Source organism: Gluconacetobacter tumulisoli (genome assembly GCF_014174155.1).
Taxonomy (GTDB): domain Bacteria; phylum Pseudomonadota; class Alphaproteobacteria; order Acetobacterales; family Acetobacteraceae; genus Gluconacetobacter; species Gluconacetobacter tumulisoli.
Genome location: NZ_JABEQM010000004.1, coordinates 47,721 through 64,914 on the forward strand (window position 1 = coordinate 47,721; position 17,194 = coordinate 64,914).

The following is a 17,194-nucleotide window of genomic DNA, read 5'->3' on the forward strand; positions in this document are numbered from 1 at the left end:
TAGTGCGTAATCCCGTCCGGCGCGACCCCGCCGCGCAGGGTCCACGAAAAACGGCCGGGGAAGGACCCTTCCCCGGCCGCCGGATCAGGCGATTCGCGCGGTCTCGGCCACCGGGCTGTAGCCGACGATCCCCGCATATTCGCGCGGGACGACATGCCAGAAGCGCGGCAGGACCTGCTCCCATTTATGCAGCAGCAACGCCGCGTAACGGCTATGGGTCTCCCGCGCGTGGGTTTCCACCAGTTCCCGCAGGGTCGCTTCCCATTTCGGATCGGTGATGCGGCTCCACAGCAGGGTGTCGGGATTGATGCGCTGCTCGAACGTATCATGCTCGTCATAGATGAAGGCCATGCCGCCCGTGAAGCCGGCGCCGAAATTGTCGCCGGCCTCCCCCAGGATCACGACCGTGCCGCCCGTCATGTACTCGCACCCGTTCGACCCGCAGCCCTCGACCACTGCGACGGCGCCGGAATTGCGGACCGCGAAGCGCTCCCCCGCCTGCCCGGCCGCGTAGAGCGCCCCCGCCGTGGCGCCATACAGCACCGTATTGCCGATGATCGCGTTCTCGTTGGACACGAGGTTCGAGGACGGGGACTGCCGCACCACGATGGTCGCGCCCGACAGGCCCTTGCCGACATAGTCGTTGGCGTCGCCCAGCACCTCCAGCTTCAGCCCCTGGACCGCGAAGGCCCCCAGCGACTGGCCGGCCGACCCGCGCAGGCGCACGGTCAGGTGCCCCGGCGCCAGCCGGTCCATGCCGAACTGCCGCACGATCAGCGAGGAAATCCGCGTGCCGATCGCGCGATGCGTGTTCTGCACGTTGTAATGCAGTTGCATCTTCTCGCCATGGTCGAACAGCGGCCGCGCGTCCGCGATCATCTGCGCATCCAGCGTCTCCGGCACCTCGTTGCGGCCCTCTCGGGTGCAATAGCGCGCATGCGGGCCCGGATCGGCCTGGGCCAGCAGCGAATTCAGGTCCAGATCGTCCAGGTAATGCGCACCGCGCGACACCTGCCGCAGCAGGTCGGTGCGGCCGATGATCTCGTTCAAGCTGGAGAATCCCAGCGATGCCAGGATGTTGCGCACGTCCTCGGCGATGAACGAAAACAGGTTGATGACCTTTTCCGGCGTTCCCTCGAATTTGGCGCGCAGGTCGTCATCCTGGGTGCAGACCCCCACCGGGCAGGTGTTGGAATGGCATTGCCGGACCATGATGCAGCCCATGGCGACCAGGCTGGCGGTGCCGATGCCGAATTCCTCGGCCCCCAGCATCGCCGCGATCACCACGTCGCGGCCGGTCTTCAACCCACCATCGGTACGCAGCTTCACCCGGTGGCGCAGACGGTTCAGCATCAGGACCTGATGCGCTTCCGCCAGGCCCAGTTCCCACGGCAGACCGGCATATTTGACCGAGCTCTGCGGGCTGGCGCCCGTGCCGCCGCTATGGCCCGAAATCAGGATCGCGTCGGCTTTGGCCTTCGCCACGCCCGCCGCGATCGTCCCGATCCCCGAACGGGCGACCAGCTTCACTGTCACCGTCGCCTCGGGGTTGATCTGCTTCAGGTCGTAGATGAGCTGGGCGAGATCCTCGATCGAATAGATGTCGTGATGCGGCGGCGGGGAAATCAGCGTTACCCCCGGCGTCGCATGACGCAGCTTGGCGATCAGGCCGGTGACCTTGAAGCCCGGCAACTGCCCGCCCTCGCCCGGCTTGGCGCCCTGCGCCATCTTGATCTCGATCTCGCGGCAATCATTCAGGTACTGCGCCGTCACCCCGAACCGGCCCGAAGCGATCTGCTTGATGGCCGAGGACGCGTTATCGCCATTGGCCCGCGGGCGCGCCCGCGACGGGTCCTCGCCCCCCTCGCCGGAATCGGACTTGGCGCCGATCCGGTTCATGGCGATCGACAGGGTTTCATGCGCTTCGGGACTGAGCGCGCCCAGCGAAATACCCGGCGCGATCAGTCGCTTGCGCAGTTGCGTGATGCTTTCGACCGACTCGACGGGAATCGGCGTCCGGCCGCCACGGAAATCCAGCAGGTCGCGCAACGCCACCGGCGGCATGCGCCGGACCGCGTCGGCATAGCGCCGGTAGATCGAGAAACTGTCCGTCGCCACCGCCGTCTGCAGCATGTGGATCAGATTGCCGTCGAAGGCATGCACCTCGCCGCTGCGTCGCAGCTTGTACTGCCCGCCGACTGGCAGGGCCGTGACCGTCCGGCTCCATGCGGTTTCGTGGAAACTGAGCACGTTCGTGGCGATACCGGACAGGCCGATGCCCGAAATGCGCGACGGCATGCCCGGGAAGAATTCCGCCGCCAGGGCGCGCGACAGGCCGATCGCCTCGAAATTATAGCCGCCGCGATACGACGCGGCGATCGAGATGCCCATCTTGGACATGACCTTCAGCAGGCCCTTGTCGACCGCCTTGCGATAGCGCTCCACCGCCTCGCGCAGCGAGATATCGCCGAACAGGCCGCGCCGTTGGCGGTCCGCGATGCTTTCCTGCGCCAGGTACGGATTGACCGACGTCGCGCCGACGCCGATCGTCACGGCGATGGCATGCACGTCCAGTGCCTCGGCCGAACGCACGTTCAGCGAGGTGAAGGTCCGCAGCGACTGCCGGACCAGATGGGTATGCACCGCCGCCGTGGCCAGGATCATCGGGATATAGGCCCGCTCGGCCGACTGCGCTTCCTCCGTCAGGAACAGGTGGGTGCAACCTTCGCGCACGCGATCCTCGGCTTCCTGCCGGATGCGGGCGATGGCGTCACGCAGCCCGGCCTCGCCGTCGGCGGCGGGGAAGGTGCAGTCGATGGTGCAGGCGCTGTCGCCGCAGAAGGCCACCAGGGCCTCGAACTCGCCCGTCGTCAGGACAGGGCTGGGCAACTGCAGCAGGTCGCACTGGACCTCGGATTCCTCGAGGATATTGCCCAGGTTCCCCAGCCGGGTGACCAGGCTCATGACCCGGGTTTCGCGCAGGCTGTCGATCGGCGGGTTGGTGACCTGACTGAAGGCCTGGCGGAAATAATGCGCAAGCCCCCGATAGCGCGACGACAGGACCGCCAGCGGCGCGTCGTCACCCATAGACCCGATCGCCTCGGCGGCGGTCTCGACCATCGGATGCAGGATGGTTTCCAGCTCCTCCAGGGTGGTGCCGACCGCAAGCTGGCGGCGACGCAGTTCGTCGCGACCGTACAGCACGGGTTCCTGCACGTCGGCGCGCACGACCGACCCGATCTTCTGGATATGCTTGACCCAGGCGCCGAAATCCTGCCGCGCGCAGATCTTGTCCAGCAGCGCCTCATGGCCGTAGAGACGCGCCTCCTGCATGTCGAGGCCGATCATCTGCCCCGGCCCCAGGCGTCCGCGCCGAACGATCTCGGCCTCGGGCACCTTCACCATGCCGGTTTCCGAGCCCACGATCAGCAGGCCGTCCGACGTCAGGGTATAGCGCAGGGGCCGCAGGCCGCTGCGATCCAGGCCGGCGACAATCCAGCGGCCGTCGGTGGCGCACAGGGCGGCGGGGCCGTCCCAGGGCTCCATCACCGCGTTGCAGTACGCGTACATGTCCTTGTGCTTCTGCGGCATGGCCGAGTTTTCGCCGACGCTGGCCGGCACCATCAGCGCCTTGACCATCGGCGCATCCCGCCCTGCGAAGGTCAGCAGTTCGAACACGTTGTCCAGCGTCGCCGTGTCGGATCCGCTGGCCTGCACCACCGGCTTCAGATCCTCCATGTACGGATCCAGCGCCGGGTCGGCCAACCGGGTCTCGTGGCTCTTCATCCAGTTGATGTTGCCCGAGATCGTGTTGATTTCGCCGTTATGCGCCAGACGACGGAAGGGCTGCGCCAGCTTCCAGGTCGGAAACGTGTTGGTCGAATAGCGCTGGTGATAGATCGCGAACCGGCTGACGAACCGCGGATCGAGCAGGTCCGGATAGAAATCCGTCAGGTTTTCCGCCAGGAACATGCCCTTGTAGATCATCGACCGGCAGGACAGCGAACAGATGTACAGATCGACCTGATGGGCGATCGCGCTCTTCTCGATCCGGCGGCGGATGACGTACAGGTCGCGCTCGAACGCCTCCTCGTCGGTGCCGAGAAGGTTGCGGACCATGATCTGCTCGATCTCGGGCCGGGTGGCGTTCGCCTTCTCGCCGATGCAGGCGGTGTCGATCGGCACCTGACGCCAGCCATAGATGCCGTATCCGAAGGCCAGGATCTCGGTCTCGATGATCTGGCGGCAACGCTCCTGCGCCGCCAGGTCGGTCTTGGGCAGGAAGACCATGCCGACGGCGATCTGGCTGTCGACGCAGCCCTCGCCGCCGCTATGGATCGCATCGGCGAAGAAATCCTGCGGGATTTCGACATGGATGCCCGCGCCGTCGCCGGTCTTGCCGTCGGCATCGACCGCGCCGCGATGCCACACGGCCTTCAGGGCCGCGATGCCGGCCTCGACCACCTCGCGCCGCTTGCTGCCGTCCAGGGACGCGACCAGGCCGACGCCGCAGGCATCGTGCTCCTGCGACGGGTCATACAGGCCGCTGATCGCCCGCGCGTTGTCGTGCCAGTCGGCGACGAATGAATCGTCCCGATCCCCATTGAATCGATCCATGCCCATCACTCCGCCGCCTGGGCGCGCACCGGCGCCCTGTTGTCCAGCCAACGATGCATCTGCGCCGCGGCATCCCGTCCGTCGCGGATGGCCCAGACCACCAGGCTGGCCCCCCGCACGATATCGCCCGCGGCAAAAACCCCCGGCAGGCTGGTCATGAAGGTCTCGTGGTCGACGCGCAGCGTCCCCCAGCGCGATACCGCCAGGTCCGGCTGACCCCACAGGGCGGGCAGCGGTTCGGGATCGAAGCCCAGGGCCTTGATCACCAGGTCGGCCTCCAGCGTGAACGAACTGTCCTCGACCGGTTCCACCGACTGGCGTCCCGTCGCGTCCGGCAGGCCCAGCTTCATGCGCGCCGCGCGCACGCCGCTGACGGTCCCCTCGCCGGGGAAGGCTTCGGGGGCGGCCAGCCATACGAATTCCACCCCTTCCTCCTCGGCGTTCTTCACCTCGCGGATGGAGCCGGGCATGTTGGCTCGATCGCGCCGGTACAGGCACTTCACCGACTTCGCGCCCTGGCGGATGGCGGTGCGGACGCAGTCCATGGCGGTGTCGCCGCCACCGATCACGACCACCGACTTGCCCGCCGCGTTCAGTTCGCCATTCTCGAACGCCTCGACCGTATCGCCCAGCGACAGGCGGTTCGACACGGTCAGGTAGTCCAGCGCCTTGACGATCCCGCCCAGCCCCGCACCGGGGCCGCCGATGTCGCGCGACTTGTACACGCCCGTCGCGATCAGCACGGCATCATGGCGATCGCGCAGGGTAGAGAAGGCGATCTGGCCGTCCCCATCCCGATCGCCGACGCCCTTTCCCAGATGGAACGCCACCCCGGATTCCTCCAGGTACAGGTGACGACGGGCCACGATGTCCTTTTCCAGCTTGAATCCCGGAATGCCGTAGACCATCAGGCCGCCGACCCGGTCGTACCGGTCATAGACGTGAACCTGGTAGCCCTGTTCGCGCAGTTGCATCGCCGCGGCCAGACCGCCCGGACCCGCGCCGACGATGCCGACCGACGTCGCGCGTTCCACCGGCGGGCGGATCGGCTCGACCCAGCCGCTGGCGAATGCGGTATCGGTGATGAAGCGTTCGACGGCGCCGATGGTAACGCTCTCGAACCCCTTCTCGATCACGCAATTGCCTTCGCACAGGCGGTCCTGCGGACAGATCCGGCCGCAGATCTCGGGGAAATTATTGGTCGCCGACGACAGGGCATAGGCTTCCTCCAGCCGCCCCTCGGCCGTCATCTTCAGCCAGTCCGGGATGTTGTTTCCCAGGGGACAGTGAATCGAGCAGAACGGCACCCCGCATTGCGAGCAGCGACTGGACTGCTGTTCGGCCTGCGCCACGGCGAAGGATCGGTAGATCTCGTCGAAATCGGTGCTGCGCTCGACAGCCGGACGCTTGTCCGGCTGGCCTTGCGCCACGGAGACGAATTTCAGCATGCGCTCGGCCATCGGCTTTCCCCCGGCAACGGCAGGCGCTCGGTATGGCTGGCGCCCATTGGGCGGAACACCTACGACAGGCACCCGATCCGATAAAGACAGCAATGCTGTCCCTTTAGCGAAAAATGACCAGCGCTGGGAAAATCAGGTTCAGACTACTTCCATGAAAAAGGTCCGATCCGGACTAAATATCCTTTTAGTGCCCTGTTATGTCAGCCTATGTAATTTTATATCTCTGGAGATAGGACGGCGCAATCAATTCAATCGGAAGCGCTTCGATCCCCAGCAGTCCAAGCCCGCGTGCCCCTTCGGTGACCACATTGTCCACCGACAGCATCGCCAGTTGGTCGCGGGTCAGCAGCCGGCCGGGCAGATGTTCAAGCCACATCGCCTGCCATCGGGCCAGGAGCGCCGGCACCCGCAGCACCGGCCGGCGCCATCCGGTCGTCGCCATGACCCAGCGGGCGATCCCTTCCATCGTCCATACGGCCGGACCGCCGAATTCATAGATTTCGCCGGCATGACCGCCGGACGACAGAATGCGACGAATCCCCTCGGCCACGTCGCAGACATAGACGGGCTGGATTCGCGTGGCTGCCCCGTAGACCGGCAGGATGGGGCTGTAGCGCGCCAGCATGGCGAACAGGTTGGTAAACCTGTCTTCAGCCCCGAACAGGATCGACGGGCGGACGATCGTCGCTTCCGGCATGCTGCGCAGCACGGCGACTTCGCCCGCTTCCTTGCTGCGGCCATAGGCGGACGGGCTGCCGGGCGAGGCCCCGATGGCCGAGACATGCACCAGCCGCTCGACCCCGGCCGACGCGGCCAGCCGGGCGAGTCGCCCCGCACCGTCCACATGTACCGCCTGGAATGTCGCCCGCCCGCGTTCCGCCAGGATCCCGACCAGGTTGACGATCACATGCGCCCCCTCCACCACCGGGACCAGTGATTCCTCATCGAGGATCGAGGCACGCAGCGGGACGATCTGCCCGACGTCACCCAGCGGGCGCAGCGACGCCGCGCGGTCGGCCCGGCGGGCGGCCACGCGAACGACATATCCGTCCTCCGCCAGCCGCCGGACCACGTGACGGCCCAGGAATCCGGATCCGCCGACAATTGCGGCCACTTTTCGCGTCGCCATTTCTCATTCCCCAATCGCCAGTCAGCCCGTCAGGATGGGCGGGAGAGCATAACGTCTGTCTCCGTCGCCGGACACATCCGTCGCATGATCCTGCCGGCCGGCTGACCTGCCGTGGGGCCGCATCGCCGTGCACGGCCCCGCACATCCGATGCAACAAAAATGACACGAATCGCCGAAGCCATGTTGACCACCCCCAGGCCGCGGGGTAAACGGCCTCACCACCCCGGAAACGGGGGCTTTCTGAGCCCAGATGGCGGAATTGGTAGACGCGCAGGTTTCAGGTACCTGTGGCCGAAAGGTCGTGGAAGTTCGAGTCTTCTTCTGGGCACCATCCTTCAAAAAACATGTCTCGCCGGCCGGCGACCCGCACCCAGGCGGATCGTCGGCGTTGTTGCGTTCGCTGTGCGCGATTGCGCGTTCGTGGCGTATTTCGGCGCTGCATCGCCAATGATGGATCGCATGTGGAATGGTCTGGCAGAGCCTGTTGACCCCCCTGTCGTTCCGGAGTAAACGCCCCTTACCACCCCGGAAAGGGGGAGCCTCTGAGCCCAGATGGCGGAATTGGTAGACGCGCAGGTTTCAGGTACCTGTGGCCGAAAGGTCGTGGAAGTTCGAGTCTTCTTCTGGGCACCATCGTTTTTTCGACAATGTAGTATGGTCTGCATCGCCCCGGCACGGCCGGACGGCGCAAACGGGTGTCTTGTCCGGTGCATCGCGTACCGCGGCGGATTGTCGACGGCCGCACAACATCGTGTGCGCCCGGACGATTTGGTGTACATGGCGATGAACAGGGTCCGCCGGCCATTCTTCCCGTCCCGCGGAAGCGCTGTCGCGTATCTGGATGAGGTTCATGGTCTTCCCCACCGTTTCATATCGCCCCGCCCATGTTCCCACATCCTGCCACGTTCCGGGATCGCGGGCATGACCGCCGCGACGTCTGCCTCCATCCTGTTTCACCGCGGCGACCTGCCGGACGATGTGACGTTCGGCGGATCGATTGCCGTCGATACCGAGGCGATGGGCCTCAATCCCCATCGGGACCGGCTGTGCCTGGTGCAGATCTCGGCCGGCGACGGGCGGGCCCATCTGGTGCAGATCCTGCCGGGGACCGCCAGCCCGAACCTGGCGCGATTGATGTCGGACCCGTCGATCACCAAGCTGATGCATTTCGCGCGCTTCGACGTGGCGCTTCTTCAGCATACGCTGGGCATTACCGTTACGCCCGTCATCTGCACGAAGATCGCATCCAAGCTGGTGCGCACCTTCACCGACCGTCACGGGCTGGCGCATCTGTGCCGCGAATTGCTGGGCGTCGACCTCAGCAAGCAGCAGCAGACGTCCGACTGGGGCGCCCCGGACCTGACGCCGGAGCAGCAGGCCTATGCCGCATCCGACGTCCTGCACCTGCACGCCCTGTGGGCGAAGCTGGAGGCCCTGCTGCACCGCGAGGGACGCCGCGACCTGGCACAGGCGTGCTACGATTTCCTGCCCGCGCGGGCACGGCTGGACCTGCTGGGCTACGAAGAGCCGGACATCTTCGCCCACCGTGCATGACGGGACGCGCGCACCCGTGCCGTCCGGTTCGATTTGACGGTGGGCATCATCATGGCAATACACACGCGGCATGACCCATTCCGCCTTCCCTGACGGCATCGCCGGACCCGCGCCGGACCAGGATCGGACATCGTCCGACATCGATGCCGCATGCCAGGTGCTGGCCAGCGAAAGCGACGGCCTGTCGCGCCTGGCCGCGGCCCTGCGCGCGACCGGGTCCGAGGGAGAGATGCCGGCCCTGGGCACCGCCTTCTCGCGCGCCGTCGAAGCGTTTTCCGCGCTGGCGGGGCGGGTCGTCGTGACCGGGATCGGCAAGTCCGGGCACGTGGGGCGAAAAATCCAGTCCACCCTGGCGTCGACGGGAACCCCGTCGGTCTTCGTCCATCCGTCCGAGGCGTCGCACGGCGACCTGGGCATGATCCAGGCGGGCGATGCCATCCTGGCCCTGTCCAATTCGGGCGAGACGCCGGAACTGGCCGATATCGTGGCCCATGCCCGCCGATTCGGCCTGCCGCTGACGGCGATGACGGCGCGGGCCGATTCGACCCTGGCCCAAGCGGCCGACATCGCGCTGATCCTGCCCCAGGCGCCCGAGGCCTGTCCCATGGGCCTGGCGCCCACGACCAGTTCGACGATGCAGATGGCGCTTGGCGATGCGCTGGCGGTCGTACTGCTGGACCGGCGCAGCTTCACCGCCACCGATTTCGGAATCTTCCATCCCGGCGGCCGCCTGGGCATCCGGCTGCGCCGGGTCGACGACCTGATGCATCGGGGCACGGCCATGCCGATCGGGACGCCGGACATCACGCTCCGCCAGGTCATCATGGAAATGACGCACAAGGCGTTCGGCTGCATGGGCGTGATCACGCCGGACGGCCGGCTGTGCGGCCTGATCACCGACGGCGACCTGCGCCGGGCGCTGGACCGGGACCTGGAGCGGACTCTGGCGGCCGACATCATGAACACGTCGCCGCTGACCACCCGTCCCGATGCCCTGGCCGCAGATGCGCTGCGCCTGATGAACGCGCGCACCCGCCCCATCACCAGCCTGTTCGCCCTGGACGAGTCCGGCGCGCCGATCGGCATCCTGCACGTCCATGACCTGCTGCGGGCCGGCATCGCATGACCGGATCCCCCCCAGTGGCCACGCCCCCCCCGGATATCCGTCCCCCGGACGACGGAAGGGTCGCGCCGCAGCGTGACGATTTCGCCCGATCGGCGGCGGACATGGCACGCCAGCGCAGCGCCCTGCATCGGCAGCCGGCCAAGACCCGCCACATCCCCGACCCGACCACCATCGCCCGGCGGCGCAAACTGGTGCGCTGGGCGAAATGGGCGCTGCCGGCGACCGCGCTGGTGCTGCTGGGATCGATCGCCGCATGGCCCGCCATCGACCGCCTGATGAACGCCCAGCGCAACGCGCTCCAGGAAATGGAGAGCCTGCATGTCGAAAGCGGGAACATGCTCGGCGCGACCTATCGCGGCCTGGACGATCACGGGCGGCCCTACATGATCACCGCCGAACAGGCCCAGCAGATCTCTTCCGACCGGATCAACCTGACCGGTCCGACCGCCGACACCCTGATGTCGGCCACCGACTGGGTCATGATCCGGGCGAATAATGGCGTGTACATGCAGCACGAACAATTGCTGGACCTGATGCACGACGTGGTGCTCTACCGCGCGGATGGCGTGATCATGAACGGCCCCACCGCCGACATGAACCTGAAGCAGGGCATTGTCGCCTCCGACCAATGGGTCCATGCCGAAGGTCCGTTCGGCGTCCTGGACGCCCAGGGCTTCCTGCTGTCCCAGCATGAAGGGATCGGCCAGTTCCGCGGTCCCGGACGGCTGGTCCTGAATGACGACGCCCACGCCCATCCCCCCACGACGGAGCCCCCCCGATGACCGCCCTCCCCAAGGTCGCCGCCGCGTTCCTGCTCGGCGGCCTCGTGGCCTGCGTCCTGCCGGCCGGTCCGGCGCGGGCCCAGGCGATCGACCTGTCGCATGGCGGGCAGATCACGGTGACCGCCGCCGGGGGATTCGATTGGGACCAGAAGGCCCAGACGGTGACCGCCTATGACCGGGCGCAGGCGGTACGTGGCAATGTGACGGTGACGGGCGACCGGCTGATCGCCTTCTACCGCAAGAAGGCGGCCCCCGCCGGAGGCTCCGCGTCCGACTCGGCGACGCCCCCACCGGCCCCGGGCGCGCAGGGGCAGGCTGCCCAGGGGCCGGGTGGCGCCGATTCCGGGTCGAACGAAGTCTACCGGCTGATGGCCATGGGCCATGTCCACATCTTCACCGACACCGACCAGGCCTGGGGCGACAAGGCGATCTACGACATCGACCAGGCGGTCCTTGTCATGACGGGCCATGCCCTGAAACTGGTCACGCCCCAGGACGTGCTGACAGCGCGGGATTCGATGGAATATTATTCCCAGACCCGCGTCTCGATCGGACGGGGGGATGCGCTGGTCACCACCAATGACGGACGCCAGATCCGGGCCGACGTGCTGGTGGGATACAGCGCGCCGTCACAGCCGGCGGCAACCCCTGCCCCAGCCCCCACGCCGGCGAAACCCGGATCGGATCCATTGACCAGCTCGGGCAAGCTGGAAAAAGTAAACGCATTCGGTCACGTCTTCGTCCGCACCCAGACCGAGACGGTGACCGGCGACCGGGGTGTATATGTGCCCGACACCGGGATTGCGCGGATCGTCGGCAATGTCCACATCACACGGGGCCAGAACCAGATCAACGGAGCCGCCGCAATCGTGAACATGCATACCGGAATCGCCACGATGACCGAACGGCCCGGCGGGCGTGTCAGCGGGCTGGTCGTTCCCAACGAAGCGGGCAGTACCGGGGGACCGGGCCGATGAACGACATTCCGTATGACCTGGCCGGCGACGCGCATGCGCTGCCCGCCCAGGCCGACGATGCGGCAGCCGCCTCGCCTGGCCTGATCGCCAGTGGAATCGGCAAGACGTACAAGAAGCGCCCGGTGGTCCGGAACGTGTCGATCCAGGTCCATCGGGGCGAGGCCGTCGGCCTGCTGGGCCCCAACGGCGCAGGCAAGACCACCAGCTTCTACATGATCGTCGGACTGGTGCAGCCGGATACCGGCACCATTACGCTGGACGGCACCAACATCACGCAACTGCCGATGTATCGCCGGGCCCGGCTGGGCATCGGCTACCTGCCGCAGGAAGCCAGCATCTTTCGCGGCCTGAATGTCGAGCAGAACATCATGGCGGCGCTGGAGGTCGTGGAAGCCGATCCCGACCGGCGCGAGGCGCTGCTGGACGGGCTGCTGGGGGAATTCGGCATCTCTCACCTGCGGCGGGCCCCATCGCTGGCCCTCTCGGGGGGTGAGCGGCGACGCCTGGAAATCGCCCGGGCCCTGGCCAGCCAGCCGCACTATATCCTGCTGGATGAGCCGCTGGCCGGCATCGACCCGATCGCCGTGGGCGAAATCCGTGACCTGGTATCGCACCTCAAGGACCGTGGAATCGGCGTTCTGATCACCGACCACAACGTGCGCGAGACGCTGGAAGTCATCGACCGAGCATATATCATGCATAGCGGCCAGGTCCTGATGGAAGGCCGCCCGGAAGAAATCGTCGCCAACGAAGATGTTCGCCGGGTCTATCTCGGGGAAAACTTCTCTCTCTGATCCCCGGTATCATGGCGATCGGCCCCAAGCTGGCGCTGCGGCAGGCCCAGTCTCTGGTCATGACGCCGCAATTGCGGCAGGCCATCCTGCTTCTGCAATTGTCCAACCTGGATGCGTGCTCCTTCATCGAGACTGAGCTGGAGCGCAATCCGCTGCTGGAAGTCGGCGATCGTCCGGACGATCCGTCGGGGCCTGACGATATTATCCAGGCGACCGGCTCCCATCCCGGCATCCGATCCGCCCCGTTCGCGTCCGGCGCGATCGACGAAGGCGCCGCCTTTTCCGCCTCCTGGCGGATGCAAGGTCGCCGAACGTACGATGTTCGTCCCGCGCATGATGACGGTCCCCAATCCGGCCGTGATCCGAACATGCTGGCCTGCCCACCCCCGTCGCTGGCCGACCGGCTGGCCGAACAGCTGCGCCTGTCCCCATTCGATGCGGGGGACCGGCTGATTGGTGCCCATCTCATCACGTTGCTGGACGAGGCGGGGCGCCTGCCTGTCACGAACGCAGCGACGGCCCTGTCGCTTGGAACCACCTCCGAACGGGTGGAGCGCGTTCGCCAGGCGATGATGCGCTTCGAGCCGACGGGTCTGTTCGCGCACGATGTGGGCGAGTGTTTCGCCGCGCAATTGCGCGAACGCGGTCGCCTCGATCCCGCCATGGCCGCGCTGCTGCGGCATCTGGATCTGGTGGCACGCCGCGACATGCGCCGGTTGCAGGCGATCTGCGGTGTCGATGCCGACGACCTGGCCGACATGATCGCAGAATTGCGGACGCTGTCCCCCTATCCGGGACGCGATACCGATCATCCCCCTGCGGCGGCGATCGTCCCCGACGTGCTGATGTCTCCCGCACCGGACGGGGACTGGTTCCTGGAACTCAACCCCGAAACGACGCCGCGCGTGGTGGTCAATTCGGCGCTGGGCACCAGGATCACGCTACGGGCGGGACGCGAGGAGCGCAGGTTCCTGAACGAACGGCTGGCCAGCGCCAACTGGCTGGTGCGCGCGCTGCAGCAGCGGGCGGACACGATCATCCGGGTGGCGACGGCGATCATGCGGCGGCAGGACGCGTTCCTGGAACATGGCGTCGGCCATCTGCGCCCGCTGGGCCTGCGTAACATCGCGGATGCCGTCGCCCTGCACGAAAGCACCGTCAGCCGGGTGACCGCCCATAAGTACATCGCCACGCCGCGTGGGATCTTCGAGCTGAAATATTTCTTCAGCACCGCCATACCAGGCCTGTCCGGCGACAGCCACAGCGCCGAGGCCATCCGTCATCGCATCCGCGCACTGGTCGCCGCCGAGATGGGGGACGCCGTCCTGTCCGACGATGCAATCGTGAACCTGCTGCGTGACGAAGGAATAGACATCGCCCGCCGAACCGTGGCCAAATACCGGGATGCGCTGAAGATACCGAGCTCAGTGCAGAGAAAACGGGAAAAGGCTTTCAGGGCCTGACGCCCGACGGACGGCCTCGGCAGAATGGCCGCCGGCGTGGTCCCCCGGCTCTGGACGCTTCCTCCATGCAAGGAGTGATGTCACATGCAGATCAGTGTCGCTGGAAAGCAGATCGATCTCTCCGACGCCCTGAAACACAGGGTCACTGCCCATCTCGACCATCTTGCCGACAAATATTTCGGCCGGGCACTGGATGCCCAGGTCACGTTCAGTCGCGCCCGATCTTTTTTCACCTGCGATATCAATCTTCATGCCGCCCCGGGGCTGACCCTGCGCGGGGAAGGCGAGGCCGGCGACGCCCATGGCGCGTTCGATGACGCGGCCGAGCATATGGCACGCCGGCTACGGCGCTATCGTGGCCGGGTGAACGACCATCTGCGCGCCCTGCCCCGCCGGAAATCGCCCGAGGTCGGGCGCAGCTATATCCTGCGCCCCGCCGATACCGGCCGGATGCAGGACGACACGACTGCCGAAGAAACCGGCCCCCATGCCACGATCGTCGCGGAACGTGTCGCCGAAATCGCGACATTGAGCGTCAGCGAGGCGGTCATGCGCCTGGACCTGGCCGCCTGCACGCTGTTGATGTTCCGCAACAGCACCAGCGACCAGATCAACGTCATCTACCGCCGCGAAGACGGTAATATCGGATGGCTGGACCCCAGCCCCGCCTGATTACGGCGGAACCCGCCATGTCGACGCGGAGAAATCCGCGCCGGCGCCCCGGGGAGATCTCCCCCGGGGGTACCAGGCCGCTCAGTGCATGAACCGTTAGTGTACCAGCGCGGGCACCATTTCATGCTGCAGGATTGCTTCGATCGCCGTATCCTGGTCGTCGGTCAGGGCCATCGGCGTGCCGTCGGCGGCGTGGATGGCGAAGACATCCTGCCCCTCGATCACGACAGCCTTGATATACGCCACCCGCGATACGCCAAGCGACAGAAGCTGGGTGTCCGTCAGGTGACGGACGTCGCCGGGAAGCTGCGCCTGATCCGGTTGCAGTACCACCCGGCCGTTCTGGGTCGTAATTCTCATGATTTAGGAACCTCCGGACCGGACCATCCCGCCATGTGGCGATGTCCCCGTCCCGTTATGGCCGCGACCCCGCGCGACCGGTCGGTCACTCTGCTCGGTCATTCTTCCTCGATCACGCGCACCACACGCGGGGCGCGCTGCTTGGGCACGCCGATCTCGCTGACGCCCAGGCCGCCGCGCCCCTGGGTGATCTCGATCCGCCGGACCCTGACCTCGGGCTCCGGACGGAGAAGGTCGATATGCAGCAGCCCGTTATCAAGCCAGGCGCTGCCGACCTCGATCCCCTCGGCCAGCACGAAGGCCTTCTGGAACTGGCGGGCGGCGATACCGCGATGCAGGAAGATCCGTCCTTGGGAATCGTCGGTTTGCCGGCCCCGGATCACCAACTGGTTGTCTTCCTGCGTGATCTGCAGATCATCCATCACGAAGCCTGCGACCGCCAGCGTGATCCGCAGCGCCGTCGGGCTGATCTGTTCGATGTTATAGGGCGGATAGCCGTCCGAAGTTCCCTTGGACGCGCGTTCCAGCATTTGTTCCAGATGGTCGAAACCAAGAAACATGGGGGATGCGAAAAGTCTTCCCGACACGCAGGCCTCCTCAACCGAGCGAGACAATCATACGGGCCCATCATGGCACCCGCATGCACGATGATATGGGACACCATGTCGTTTTCGCAAGGGAGCGGTCGTTTTCGCCCGGGATGACGCTCACCGCGCCATTTTCCCGCATGTGCGGACTGGCGCAGGCGCCATGCTCTCGCTACATCGCCTGCATGATTGACCGTGATGCCATCGCCGCCGCCATTCCGATGCCCATCCTCGTCGCGCCCCAGGCGATCCTGCGCCAGAAGACGCGTCTGGTCCGGCCCGAGGACACAGCCACCCTGCGCGAAATCCTGCCGCGCATGTTTTCCGCCATGTACCAGGCGCCGGGCATTGGCCTGGCCGCGCCGCAGGTCGGCATGGGCCTGCGCTTCGCCATCGTCGACTTGGGCGAGGAGGAGCAGCGCGACCCGATGGTGCTGATCAACCCCGAGATCGTGGCGGAGTCCGAAACTCTCGCCTCGCGCGAGGAAGGGTGCCTGTCGTTGCCGAACCAGTATGCGGACGTCATCAGGCCGGAAAAAGTCCGCGTCCGCTTTCGCACGCCCGATGGCGCGGAGCGGGAAATCGAGGCGGACGGATTGCTGGCCACCTGTATCCAGCATGAGATCGACCATCTGGACGGGATCCTCTTCGTCGATCACCTTTCCACCCTCAAGCGCAACATGATCATGCGACGCCTGGCCAAGGAACAGCGGCAGAAGCGCTGAAGCAGGAGGGGTGCGCATGCGTCTGGCTTTCATGGGAACTCCGGATTTCGCCGTTCCCGCCTTGTCCGCCCTGCATGCAGCGGGGCATGAGATCGCGGCAGTCTACAGCCAGCCGCCCCGGCCGGCGGGGCGCGGCCAGGCTGTACGGCCCTCCCCGGTCCACAACGCGGCCGAGGCGCTGGGCCTGCCGGTACGGGTTCCGACCCGCCTGCGGACCAACGTCGCCGAACATGAATTCTTCAGGTCGCTGGAGCTGGATGCGGCAGTCGTCGCGGCCTATGGGCTGATCCTGCCTGGCGCGATGCTGCAGGCCCCCCGGCGCGGATGCCTGAACATCCATGCCAGCCTGTTGCCGCGCTGGCGCGGGGCCGCCCCGATCCAGGCCGCTATCCTGGCCGGCGACAGCGAAAGCGGCGTGACCATCATGCAGATGGACGAAGGCCTGGACACCGGCGCCATGCTGCTGTCCGAGCATATCGCCCTGACGGATCGCACAACAGCGACCAGCCTGCATGACGATCTGGCCGCGATGGGAGCCCGGCTGGTCATATCCGCCCTGACCGATCCGTCGATCGCCCCCCACCCCCAGCCCGAGGACGGCGTGACCTATGCCGCCCGGCTGACCCGCGAGGACGGCCGCGTCGCCTGGGATCATGACGCCGCGGCGATCGACCGCCAGATCCGCGCCATGACCCCCTGGCCCGGCAGTTTCACGACACTGGACGGCGTCGTCCTGAAGATCGGCGCCGCCGAGATGGGTACCGCCGAGGCACCTGCAGATATCCCCGCCGGCACGGTCCTCGACACCGCACTGGCGATCGCGTGCGGACGGGGCACGCTGCGGATCACGCGCATCCAGCGCCCCGGGCGCGGCATGATGGATGCCGACGCGTTTCTGCGCGGCCAGGCCGTTCCCATCGGTACGCGGCTTGGCACGTGAACGACCCT

At 66.5% G+C, this 17,194-nt stretch carries 14 protein-coding genes and 2 tRNA genes; 11 read left to right on the forward strand and 5 right to left on the reverse strand.

Features of this window, described 5'->3' with window-relative positions; genetic code table 11:
- Positions 1 to 84: 84 nt before the first annotated feature.
- The 3 genes from gltB to HLH28_RS06235 all read right to left on the reverse strand — a co-directional run bounded on the left by gltB (position 85) and on the right by HLH28_RS06235 (position 7,206).
- Entirely contained in the window at positions 85 to 4,623 is a 4,539-nt protein-coding gene (gene gltB / locus HLH28_RS06225; RefSeq protein WP_182956212.1) for a glutamate synthase large subunit, read from the reverse strand.
- Positions 4,623 to 6,077: an NAD(P)-dependent oxidoreductase gene (locus tag HLH28_RS06230; RefSeq protein ID WP_182956215.1), complete on the reverse strand. Its 1,455-nt coding sequence runs from the start codon at positions 6,075 to 6,077 to the stop codon at positions 4,623 to 4,625. Before HLH28_RS06230 ends, gltB begins: the two co-directional genes overlap by 1 nt.
- A gap of 205 nt (positions 6,078 to 6,282) precedes the next feature.
- Entirely contained in the window at positions 6,283 to 7,206 is a 924-nt protein-coding gene (locus HLH28_RS06235; RefSeq protein WP_182956218.1) for a complex I NDUFA9 subunit family protein, read from the reverse strand.
- Positions 7,207 to 7,450: 244 nt separating this feature from the next.
- Between HLH28_RS06235 and HLH28_RS06240 the strand changes: the two genes are divergently transcribed.
- From HLH28_RS06240 to hpf, 9 genes are all read left to right on the forward strand, one after another.
- A tRNA-Leu gene (locus HLH28_RS06240) sits at positions 7,451 to 7,537 on the forward strand.
- A gap of 215 nt (positions 7,538 to 7,752) precedes the next feature.
- Positions 7,753 to 7,839 (forward strand) — tRNA-Leu (locus tag HLH28_RS06245).
- A 288-nt stretch (positions 7,840 to 8,127) separates the two neighbouring features.
- Positions 8,128 to 8,760, forward strand: a complete 633-nt coding sequence (locus HLH28_RS06250) for a ribonuclease D (protein ID WP_182956221.1) — start codon at positions 8,128 to 8,130, stop codon at positions 8,758 to 8,760.
- Positions 8,761 to 8,830: 70 nt separating this feature from the next.
- Complete coding sequence (locus tag HLH28_RS06255) at positions 8,831 to 9,886, forward strand: KpsF/GutQ family sugar-phosphate isomerase (RefSeq protein ID WP_182956223.1); 1,056 nt, start codon at positions 8,831 to 8,833, stop codon at positions 9,884 to 9,886.
- The gene (gene lptC, locus HLH28_RS06260; RefSeq protein ID WP_182956226.1) at positions 9,883 to 10,668 is read left to right on the forward strand and encodes an LPS export ABC transporter periplasmic protein LptC; all 786 of its coding nucleotides are present in this window, start codon (positions 9,883 to 9,885) and stop codon (positions 10,666 to 10,668) included. Before HLH28_RS06255 ends, lptC begins: the two co-directional genes overlap by 4 nt.
- Positions 10,665 to 11,645, forward strand: a complete 981-nt coding sequence (locus HLH28_RS06265) for an LptA/OstA family protein (protein ID WP_182956229.1) — start codon at positions 10,665 to 10,667, stop codon at positions 11,643 to 11,645. Before lptC ends, HLH28_RS06265 begins: the two co-directional genes overlap by 4 nt.
- Positions 11,642 to 12,439, forward strand: coding sequence for an LPS export ABC transporter ATP-binding protein (lptB, locus tag HLH28_RS06270; RefSeq protein ID WP_182956232.1), 798 nt, complete (start codon positions 11,642 to 11,644; stop codon positions 12,437 to 12,439). The genes HLH28_RS06265 and lptB overlap by 4 nt, the downstream gene beginning before the upstream one ends.
- Before the next feature lie 11 nt (positions 12,440 to 12,450).
- On the forward strand, positions 12,451 to 13,902 hold the full coding sequence (gene rpoN, locus HLH28_RS06275; protein ID WP_182956235.1) for an RNA polymerase factor sigma-54: 1,452 nt from the start codon (positions 12,451 to 12,453) through the stop codon (positions 13,900 to 13,902).
- Positions 13,903 to 13,986: 84 nt separating this feature from the next.
- Positions 13,987 to 14,574, forward strand: a complete 588-nt coding sequence (gene hpf, locus HLH28_RS06280) for a ribosome hibernation-promoting factor, HPF/YfiA family (protein ID WP_182956238.1) — start codon at positions 13,987 to 13,989, stop codon at positions 14,572 to 14,574.
- 96 nt (positions 14,575 to 14,670) lie between these two features.
- On the opposite strand, the gene HLH28_RS06285 is transcribed toward hpf, so the two are convergent.
- Positions 14,671 to 14,934, reverse strand: coding sequence for a DUF1150 family protein (locus tag HLH28_RS06285; protein WP_182940351.1), 264 nt, complete (start codon positions 14,932 to 14,934; stop codon positions 14,671 to 14,673).
- Between the two features lie 98 nt (positions 14,935 to 15,032).
- A complete protein-coding gene (locus HLH28_RS06290) occupies positions 15,033 to 15,521 on the reverse strand; it encodes an Hsp20 family protein (RefSeq protein ID WP_182956241.1) in 489 nt (162 codons plus the stop codon).
- Between the two features lie 185 nt (positions 15,522 to 15,706).
- Between HLH28_RS06290 and def the strand changes: the two genes are divergently transcribed.
- Both def and fmt read left to right on the forward strand, forming a co-directional pair.
- Complete coding sequence (def, locus tag HLH28_RS06295) at positions 15,707 to 16,246, forward strand: peptide deformylase (RefSeq protein ID WP_182956244.1); 540 nt, start codon at positions 15,707 to 15,709, stop codon at positions 16,244 to 16,246.
- Positions 16,247 to 16,262: 16 nt separating this feature from the next.
- On the forward strand, positions 16,263 to 17,186 hold the full coding sequence (gene fmt / locus HLH28_RS06300; RefSeq protein ID WP_182956247.1) for a methionyl-tRNA formyltransferase: 924 nt from the start codon (positions 16,263 to 16,265) through the stop codon (positions 17,184 to 17,186).
- Positions 17,187 to 17,194: the final 8 nt, after the last annotated feature.

Excerpts from the sequence above, each read along its gene's own strand:
- HLH28_RS06265 (WP_182956229.1), top strand. The coding sequence starts at position 10,665 with ATGACCGCCCTCCCCAAGGTCGCCGCCGCGTTCCTGCTCGGCGGCCTC.
- HLH28_RS06285 (WP_182940351.1), bottom strand. The coding sequence starts at position 14,934 with ATGAGAATTACGACCCAGAACGGCCGGGTGGTACTGCAACCGGATCAG.
- HLH28_RS06230 (WP_182956215.1), bottom strand. The coding sequence starts at position 6,077 with ATGGCCGAGCGCATGCTGAAATTCGTCTCCGTGGCGCAAGGCCAGCCG.
- rpoN (WP_182956235.1), top strand. The coding sequence starts at position 12,451 with ATGGCGATCGGCCCCAAGCTGGCGCTGCGGCAGGCCCAGTCTCTGGTC.
- HLH28_RS06235 (WP_182956218.1), bottom strand. The coding sequence starts at position 7,206 with ATGGCGACGCGAAAAGTGGCCGCAATTGTCGGCGGATCCGGATTCCTG.
- gltB (WP_182956212.1), bottom strand. The coding sequence starts at position 4,623 with ATGGGCATGGATCGATTCAATGGGGATCGGGACGATTCATTCGTCGCC.
- lptC (WP_182956226.1), top strand. The coding sequence starts at position 9,883 with ATGACCGGATCCCCCCCAGTGGCCACGCCCCCCCCGGATATCCGTCCC.
- HLH28_RS06250 (WP_182956221.1), top strand. The coding sequence starts at position 8,128 with ATGACCGCCGCGACGTCTGCCTCCATCCTGTTTCACCGCGGCGACCTG.
- def (WP_182956244.1), top strand. The coding sequence starts at position 15,707 with ATGATTGACCGTGATGCCATCGCCGCCGCCATTCCGATGCCCATCCTC.
- HLH28_RS06255 (WP_182956223.1), top strand. The coding sequence starts at position 8,831 with ATGACCCATTCCGCCTTCCCTGACGGCATCGCCGGACCCGCGCCGGAC.
- hpf (WP_182956238.1), top strand. The coding sequence starts at position 13,987 with ATGCAGATCAGTGTCGCTGGAAAGCAGATCGATCTCTCCGACGCCCTG.
- fmt (WP_182956247.1), top strand. The coding sequence starts at position 16,263 with ATGCGTCTGGCTTTCATGGGAACTCCGGATTTCGCCGTTCCCGCCTTG.
- lptB (WP_182956232.1), top strand. The coding sequence starts at position 11,642 with ATGAACGACATTCCGTATGACCTGGCCGGCGACGCGCATGCGCTGCCC.